The following is an 8,389-nucleotide window of genomic DNA, read 5'->3' on the forward strand; positions in this document are numbered from 1 at the left end:
CGGGGAGCAGGTGCTCGATTCGCTCCCACTGATCATCGCGTAACTTCAACCGACTCATGGCCCACCAAAATCTATGAATACTAAATCAGTTTAAACGAAACTAATGATTGTTAACACACCCTAAGTTCAGTCGCTAAGTTCAGTCGCTAAGCTCAGTTTCTAAGCTCGGCCGCTAAGTCCGAGTGGTGGAGGGAGGGCAGCGCTCTCCCTCACGGCTTCTGGCCTGACACCCCACCCAGATAATTTGCATACGGAGTGAATCACCATGGGTCTTTTGATCAACGGCGAATGGCACGATCAGTGGTACGACACCAAAAAGCACGGCGGCGAGTTTGTGCGCGAATCCGCCAAGCTGCGCGACTGGGTGACGTCGGACGGTCAACCTGCGGCGGATGGTCACCCTGGTGTGGCAGCCGAGGCGGACCGCTTTCATCTTTATGTGTCACTGGCCTGCCCCTGGGCGCATCGCGTGCTGATCATGCGCAAACTCAAGGGGCTGGAGCCGCTGTTCGGCGTCTCCCACGTAAGCCCGCTGATGCGAGAAAAGGGCTGGACCTACCACCTGGACGAAGGCTCCAGCGGCGATGCGGTCAACGGCGTTGACTATCATCACCAGCTCTACACCCTGACCAACCCGGAGTACACCGGGCGGGTGACAGTGCCGGCGCTGTGGGACAAGCGCGACGGGCGCATCGTCAACAACGAGTCGGCGGAGCTTGTGCGCATGCTCAACGGGGCGTTTGACGGGCTCACCGGTAACCGGCTCGATTTCTATCCGCAAGAGTTGCGCGAGACCATCGATGGCGTCAATGCCGATGTCTACGATCACATCAACAACGGCGTCTACAAGGCGGGTTTTGCCACCGAGCAGGACGTTTACGAGACGCACGTCGTGGCCCTGTTCGAGGCGCTGGACCGCATGGAGGCCCGGCTTGCCGAGCACCGTTATCTTGCCGGCGAGTGGCTGACCGAGGCCGATATTCGCCTGTTTACCACCCTGGTGCGCTTTGACGCCGTCTACCACGGCCACTTCAAGTGCAACCTGCGCCGGATTGAAGACTACCCGAACCTGTCCCACTACCTGCGCGAGCTGTACCAGTGGCCGGGGGTCAAGGAGACGGTGAACTTCGATCATATCCAGCGCCACTATTACATGAGCCACGACACCATCAACCCCAACGGCATCGTGCCCAAGGGGCCGCTTCTTGACCTTGATCGTCCCCACGACCGCGAGCGCCTGACGGGGCGGGGCGTGCGCACGAAGACCTGAGCTATCAGTGGTGATAGCAGCCTTGCACCATCGGCGGGCCCGGGCTGAGCAAGGCCCGGGCACACCAGCGTTTCTTAACCTATTTCAACAGCATAAGGAAAAGATAATGACCACCTTCTTCTCGACGTGGCAACCGCATGTTCTGAGCCTGCTTCGCGCCGTGACCGGCCTTCTTTTCATGCAGCACGGGGGCCAGAAAATCCTTGGCTTCCCGGTCGATCAGCGTGCCCCCTTCGATCTGTTCTCGCTGAGCGGAGCTGCCGGCATACTCGAGCTGGTGGGCGGCTTTTTGATCCTCATCGGCCTGCTCACTCGCCCCACCGCTTTTGTGCTTTCGGGCTTCATGGCGGTCGCCTATTTCATGGCGCATGCACCGCAGGATTTCTGGCCATTGGCGAACGGTGGTCAGCTGGCAGTCTTTTACTCTTTCGTGTTTCTCTACCTGTTCATCGCCGGCGGTGGTGAATGGAGCCTGGATCGACTGCGGACCAAACATGACCCTGAGTCCAGGGCTGCCAAACCGAACGCTGGCTGACTGTTGGGTTATCGACTGACGATAAGTTCTTAATACGAAGCCCTTAATACATGGTTGAGCCAATCATCCGGGTCGGCAGCTGAGCTGAGCGATCTATCCAGGACACCGATGCCATGAGCAACACCGAATCAAACCCTGCGCTGTTCGAATCGCGCGAGTGCCCCGTCATTGACGGTCAACGGCTGATTCAGCACCTCGCGTCGCGTACGGCTGAGGTAGGCGGCATTCCCATCAATCGGGTTCTGCCCCAGCGCGGGCGACGCCTGATCGGGGCCTGGTGCTTTCTGGACCACGCCGGGCCTGCGGTATTTTCCGTGGACAGTCAGGGCATGCGCGTCGGCCCGCATCCGCATACCGGGCTGCAGACCTTCACCTGGATGCTGGCCGGCAACATCCTGCACCGTGACAGTCTCGGCAGCGAACAGGTCATTCGCCCGGGCGAAGTCAACTTGATGACCGCCGGTCGCGGCATTGCGCACACCGAAGAATCGCTCGCGAGTGAATCCCGGCTGCACGCGGCGCAGCTATGGGTCGCGCTGCCCTACGCCCATCGGCACACCCAGCCCCGCTTCGATCATTATGCCGACCTGCCACGGTGGCAGGAACAGGGCGTCGATATTACCCTGCTCACCGGCGCGCTCAACGGCCGGGAAGCGCCTATCCTCGCCTTCTCGCCGCTGGTTGGCGCCGATCTGTTCGCTGACGCCGAGGCGACCGTCCGCCTGAACCTGCACAGCCACTACGAATACGGCGTGCTCGTGCTCGAGGGCGGGCTGCGCATCGGTCAGGATAGATTCGCGCCAAACGAACTGGCCTATCTGGGCTGCGGGCTCGACGATATCGCGCTGGAACTCGACGCCAGTACCCGCGTGCTGCTGCTGGGCGGCGAGCCGCTGAACGAAGAGATCTTCATCTGGTGGAACTTCGTCGGGCACAGCAAAGTCGAGATTTCGCAGGCGCAGCAAGAATGGGTGGCCGGCGCTGCGCGATTCGGCGAAGTTCCCGAATTCGACGGCGACCGGCTGATGCCGCCGCCCCTTCCCTGGCGCTTGGCAGCTGACAAGAGGACCAAGCGATGAAACTGACCATCATTCTAACCAGCACTCGTCCCGGCTGGGTCGGCAAGCACGTTCACGCCCCCGGCGCTTCATGAGCAGAGCGCGCAAACCCTGCTTGAGACCCTGGCCCGGTGGGCCAAAGCGCTGAAAACCATGCGCTGAGGCTATATCACGCGCTTGTAATTGTTATAAATAAGCACCCTGAATAATGTCAACAGGAAGAGGATGCTAATGCTTAAAAAGCTGCCCGCTGTGTTCGCGTCTGCTACCGTGCTAACAGCTTGTGACGCCATGGCCCATCAGGACGACAGCCGTACCTCGAGCAACCCGCATCACCACGGCCACGATAGCCAGCACCAGCATCACCACAATGACAGTCGGCACAGGCAGCATCGTAATCACCACTGGCAGGAAAATAACACAGCACAGGCACCAAGACCGCGGCGGCGACCGCTTCTAGCTGCATGGTCCCGTCAGTGATGGAAGGGGTCATGCACGTTGGTCCTCGGACCACAGCCTTCTGCCACAACTTGCTATTTGGCACCAAAGCACAACACCCAGAAAATACCGTTTAGTATTTGCTGGTCATTTCGCCTAGTGTGGTCCCAGGAATCGCGTGGGTGATAGTGCTTGAGCATATTCCGGCAGGGCTTCACCATCAATTAGCCCTCCTACCAGCCGACCCGTTTGAGCCGACAAGGTAAGACCCAGATGACCATGGCCGTAAGCCAGGATCAGTCCTGGATGCCCTGGTACTTCTCCAATAACCGGCAGACCATCCGGCGTCGAATGACGCACCCCTACCCACTCCTGCTCAACCTCAACCGATCGGCCGAACAGCGTGGTTCCCCAGTCAGCGAGCTGAGACCAGCGTCGGGCGTTCGGCGCCTTATCCGGTCGGCAGAACTCCGTAGTACCGGCCATCCGTATTCCTTCCTGCATGGGCGTAGCATAGAAATGGTGGGTCAACCAACCAACCGGTCGGTTGAGGGACGGTGGTGTCTTAAGCATAATGTGATAACCACGTTCACTAACCACAGGCAGCCGGGTGCCAAGTTCCTTGAGCAGGCCATTATTGGCGATACCGGCACATAGCACCACGCGGTCTACGTCTAAGTAGCTCTCTCCAGCTTTCAAGCGCCATCCTCCCTCCTTAAGAGGCGTTAGCGATTCGAGACGTGCGACCATATGGGTTAGACCCTCGCCTCGCAGGCGCTGGTACAGGCATTGACTTAGGCTCAACGGGTCGCGTAGTGAGCGTATCTCGGGAAAGTAGAGCGCTCCTCGGAGACCTTTGCTTTTCAGCTCAGGCTCCAACTCTCGCACTTCCCCAGGTGAAAGAGCCTCACAGGCTATGCCATCAGCCCGCTTTGTTGCAGCCATGGCCTCTAGCGTCGACGCTTGGCATCGGCTGTCACGGACAATCTGCAGGCAACCATTTGCGTGGTACAGACGCTCGCCACCCAAAGTGTCAAGCAATGTATGCTGGGCGGCGACCGCCTCACGGATCAATTGCACCAAATCGGCCTTGTGGCGCGCGAAATTCGCCGGTATGGCGGCTCGCAGAAACCGCCAACCGAAGCCGGCCAAGGTCGGCATATACCTGGGATCAATAGCGATAGAACGGTCAGGTTGCGCTAACATAGCCGGCATCTGTCTGAGAGTCTGCAGACTAGCCATAGGCGCTGTGGCGTAGTTGGCGATCAGTCCGGCATTGCCGAATGAGGCCCCTCCCCCCGGCGGCTCGGGATCAATAAGCCTGACGTCATGCCCTCGAGCTCGTAGCGACCGACTAACGGCAAGACCAACGATACCGGCACCAATCACGGCGATAGTGGTCATATAGAATAATCCTTGTGAACCGCTGAATGCCCCAGGCTTGCAGCTATCAAATCAATTGCCTGGATGATGTCATATACTGGTAAACCAGAGACTTTCCTGACCACGCCCGAGAAGGCAGAAAGATCCGTGCACTCAAGCACGATAGCGTCAAGAGGGCCACTTGCCAGCAGCCGGCGGGCAGCCGCAGCGACCTCGTTAATCATAGCTTCCATGTTAAGATCATGGCGTCTTCCTTTCAGGATGACCTCACGAAACTCGGGAGCTTGTTGCAGCCCCTCGATACTGAGCGCCGACATTTCTCGCTCCCATCCTATACCTCGCAGATGTTCCTTACCGAGTGCATTAGCATCCGCAGTCAGGAGCCCCAGCCCTGCCGTGCTGCCATACACGAGTTCCAGCCAAGGCAAAAGAGCCAGACTAGATAGCACAACTGGCACAGATACTGCCTCGGCAACCTGCCATTGATAACGCGCCATGAAGCCGCAACTCCCGGCTATTATCTTAATACCCTGGCTTTCAAGACAGAGCGCGCGATCAATCATTGATTTCAGCAACTTATCGTTAGGAGCATGCAGGAGTTCTGGAATACCGACACCCCCCATGACTTCATAGACCACTGGGTAGTTAAAGCTTTGTGGATTACGTAGGTGGCCGCGTGGCTTAGTAAACCACGACTCTAGGCAAAGTACGCCCAATGGCGTATCGCCGTAGTGATGCCCGCTGGAGTGGTTTCTATGTTGCATTCTCAAAATCCCAACAAAGTTCAAGGCACTGAGCAGAAACCTGGCCATAACGCTTATCTATTCTCACGATGGCCAATTCAGCGGTCGTTGCGAGGCTATACAGCGGCGCATTACGGCATGGGGAAAAGTGTCGTGGCTGCTGCAAAGTGCCTAGCGGATAGAACTTAGTTGTCACGATAAAAGCGCCAAGAGGCGATACCTACGCCAACCGCGGTCATCATGATGATCCCGCTGGCGGCATAGAGAGCGAAGGCATAAGCAGTCATAGTTATCACCTTTAATGATATTAGTGATTAGTGTCGGGCATGGTGCCGCGGAAGCGGCGATATACAAGGGTGAATACCGCAAGGTTGGCGATCACGCCAGCAATCAGAGCGGTAAGTCCAGTGATAGCCTGAAGATCCAAGGGTCCCCACTCCCAAACGATGGTCACCAAGGCCCCGCTCAGCATAGCGGCAACTGCCGAGCGCGAGCATCGCAGGTCGAAGAGTACGGCAAACACAAATGGTAGTAAGATAGTCGGCGCCCAAAGGGAATAGCTCATCAGAAGCGCATCAATGATAGAGGTAGCATAGAGAGCAAAGACTATTGCGCCGATGCCGATTAATAAGTTTACCAACCGTTCTATCCACAACCGTTTCTTATCGCTAACGCCTGGCTCAATAAAGGGCTTGTAGATATCACCAACGAAAATAACTGCCGCTGAGTTGAGATAGGAGTCTGCAGTAGACATAACTACAGCCAATAAGGATGCTAGTACTAGGCCGGTAATACCGATTGGCAATGCATCACGAATCAAAGCCGGCATAGCCTGATCGGGAGAAATATCCGGATACAGCACTAGAGCAATTAGCCCAATAGTGGCACTGACGAAGTAAAACAGTAGACCGAAGCCACCAGCTACCGAATAGCCGATGCGGGCATGACGGGAATCCGGTGCCGACAAAGCTCGCTGAGTATAAGGTGGCACCAAGGACTCGCCGAGCAAAAAAGCGACGAAAATGCCCACAAACATACCGACGGAATAGTCACCCATCAGGCTGAAGTGCGCATCGGGTAGTTGCTCCACTAAGGCCGAGGGCCCACCCAGATCGTGGATGCCAATTAACATGGTCAGCGGCAGGAACACCGCTAACATCAGAAACTGCACAACGTCAGTCTGAATTACTGCCCACATACCACCGACAGTGGAGTACAAAAGCACCACCGACATACCCAGAAGAATGCCAGTGGAGACCTCAATGCCGAGGATAGTATGGAAGACGGTGCCCACGGCCAGCGCCTGAGCACCGAGAAGGCTGACACAGAATATCAGCGAAAAGATACCGGTAAACAATCGCGCACCACTACCAAAATGATGCGCCATGATATCACCCATTGTTTGGGCATTTGCGTAACGCTTTAAACGTGGCGCAACAAAAAGACCGGCTAAAGCTGTAGCTATAGGAAAGGCCGATGCTGCGAACATAAAAGCGTAACCTTCTTTAAAGGACTCGCCAGCACGGCCCATAGAAGCACCGCCACCCAAAAAGGATGCGGCCAGAGTAGCAAATAACACTGGCCAAATAATTTTATTACCTGCCACAGCGAAATCGGCACTATCGGAGACTTTTCTGGCGCTACGATAACCAATCGCGATTAGTATTGCGAAATACACTAGAAGCCCGAGGAGGTCAATCGGATTCATGGAGCCACCTTTATTACTGTTGTAGGTTTTCCCAGCATCGTTGGGCTATGCTATAAAAACAACTGAATCAAACCTATGAAGTCATAAACAGCATTTAGAGTCTTTACCATGGAAATTCGGCACAACCTGCGGCAGCTACAGATTTTCCAGGCGGTGGCGCGAACCGGCAGCTTATCCAAGGCAGCACGCCGATTAGACCTCAGTCAGCCAGCGGTCAGTATCGCTATTGCCAATCTCGAGCAGGAGGTGGGCTTCCTGCTCTTTCGGCGCAACCACTACGGCACCGAGTTGACGCCGGAGGCCCGGCACCTAGCCGAGGGGGCAGATAAAGTACTGGCCTCAGTAAAGCATCTCGGCGAACTATCAGAAGGCCTACGTCAAGGACAGGCTGGCAAATTAATGCTTGGATGCATGCCTGGGCTCTCGCCCTCAGCCATGCCGCAGATCATGGCCAACTACCTCCACGATCATCCCACCAGCCAGCTCTCCCTGCAGACCTTCAGTTCGACAAAGGTCCGCGACTGGGTAGCCGAGGGCCAATTCGACCTAGGAGTCGTCGAGTTTCAGGACGACCTACATGCGCTGGATGTCACTCCTTACCAACTCCGTATGCACATGGCCTTGCCGCCCACAAGCCCCTTGGCCGAGCATGGCGTAGTAACGGCGGCTGACTTAAATAACCTGCCGCTGATTACCTTGGATGAGCACCACCAAAGCACCCTCAAACTGAGACAAATCTTTCACGCTGCAGGCGCACGCTTTCAGGTCATGATTGAGACCCATCTGTTCCCCTCGGCCATCAGCTTGGTCAATGCTGGTCTCGGTCATGCCCTAGTGGATCCAGTATCAGCTGACAGTTTTCTCCAACGGCGCGATTGCCACGTAACGATAGTCCCCTTCGAACCAGCCATTGACCTAGAGATTGCCCTGATTACCTCACGCTTTCACCCACCATCACGACATTGTCAGCGGTTCATTCCTTATCTGGACGCGGGGCTCAAAGCCTGGCAACAGCGCTCGCGCCAGCGTCTCTTTCAAGTCGATATAGATGGCAAATGCTGAAAACTGAATCGCCTAGTATTATATTTTTAGATTAATAAGATATAGCGAATATTATTGATATGAAGGCAGCCCTAGGGGGCGTTAACAATTAGGCCAGCCATATGGCGGCTGACACGAGGCAGAGGAGTGACTGGTAGTTTCTTGCCAGTCGCTCATAGCGTGTAGATAACCGCCGGAACTTCTTGATTTTCT

7 protein-coding genes are annotated in these 8,389 nt (G+C 56.1%); 4 read left to right on the forward strand and 3 right to left on the reverse strand.

Features of this window, described 5'->3' with window-relative positions; all coding sequences use genetic code 11:
* Positions 1-265: 265 nt before the first annotated feature.
* The 3 genes from RS027_RS13175 to RS027_RS13185 all read left to right on the forward strand — a co-directional run bounded on the left by RS027_RS13175 (position 266) and on the right by RS027_RS13185 (position 2,884).
* Positions 266-1,270 (forward strand): glutathione S-transferase family protein, encoded by a 1,005-nt coding sequence (locus RS027_RS13175; RefSeq protein ID WP_311957667.1) that lies wholly within the window; start codon positions 266-268, stop codon positions 1,268-1,270.
* 106 nt (positions 1,271-1,376) lie between these two features.
* Positions 1,377-1,805: a DoxX family protein gene (locus tag RS027_RS13180; RefSeq protein ID WP_311957669.1), complete on the forward strand. Its 429-nt coding sequence runs from the start codon at positions 1,377-1,379 to the stop codon at positions 1,803-1,805.
* A 113-nt stretch (positions 1,806-1,918) separates the two neighbouring features.
* Positions 1,919-2,884 carry a pirin family protein gene (locus RS027_RS13185; protein ID WP_311957671.1) on the forward strand — a complete coding sequence of 322 codons (966 nt, stop codon included), beginning with the start codon at positions 1,919-1,921 and terminating at the stop codon, positions 2,882-2,884.
* A 573-nt stretch (positions 2,885-3,457) separates the two neighbouring features.
* Here RS027_RS13185 and RS027_RS13190 read toward each other — a convergent pair.
* From RS027_RS13190 to RS027_RS13200, 3 genes are all read right to left on the reverse strand, one after another.
* Positions 3,458-4,705 (reverse strand): NAD(P)/FAD-dependent oxidoreductase, encoded by a 1,248-nt coding sequence (locus RS027_RS13190; RefSeq protein ID WP_311957673.1) that lies wholly within the window; start codon positions 4,703-4,705, stop codon positions 3,458-3,460.
* On the reverse strand, positions 4,702-5,496 hold the full coding sequence (locus tag RS027_RS13195; RefSeq protein WP_311957675.1) for an aspartate/glutamate racemase family protein: 795 nt from the start codon (positions 5,494-5,496) through the stop codon (positions 4,702-4,704). The genes RS027_RS13190 and RS027_RS13195 overlap by 4 nt, the downstream gene beginning before the upstream one ends.
* Positions 5,497-5,734: 238 nt before the next feature.
* Complete coding sequence (locus RS027_RS13200) at positions 5,735-7,135, reverse strand: sodium:solute symporter family protein (protein WP_311957678.1); 1,401 nt, start codon at positions 7,133-7,135, stop codon at positions 5,735-5,737.
* A gap of 108 nt (positions 7,136-7,243) precedes the next feature.
* On the opposite strand from RS027_RS13200, the gene RS027_RS13205 reads away from it, so the two are divergent.
* Complete coding sequence (locus RS027_RS13205) at positions 7,244-8,197, forward strand: LysR family transcriptional regulator (protein ID WP_311957679.1); 954 nt, start codon at positions 7,244-7,246, stop codon at positions 8,195-8,197.
* Positions 8,198-8,389 lie beyond the last annotated feature (192 nt).

Source organism: Halomonas garicola, assembly GCF_031935715.1.
In the GTDB taxonomy this organism is placed as follows: Bacteria; Pseudomonadota; Gammaproteobacteria; order Pseudomonadales; family Halomonadaceae; genus Vreelandella; species Vreelandella garicola.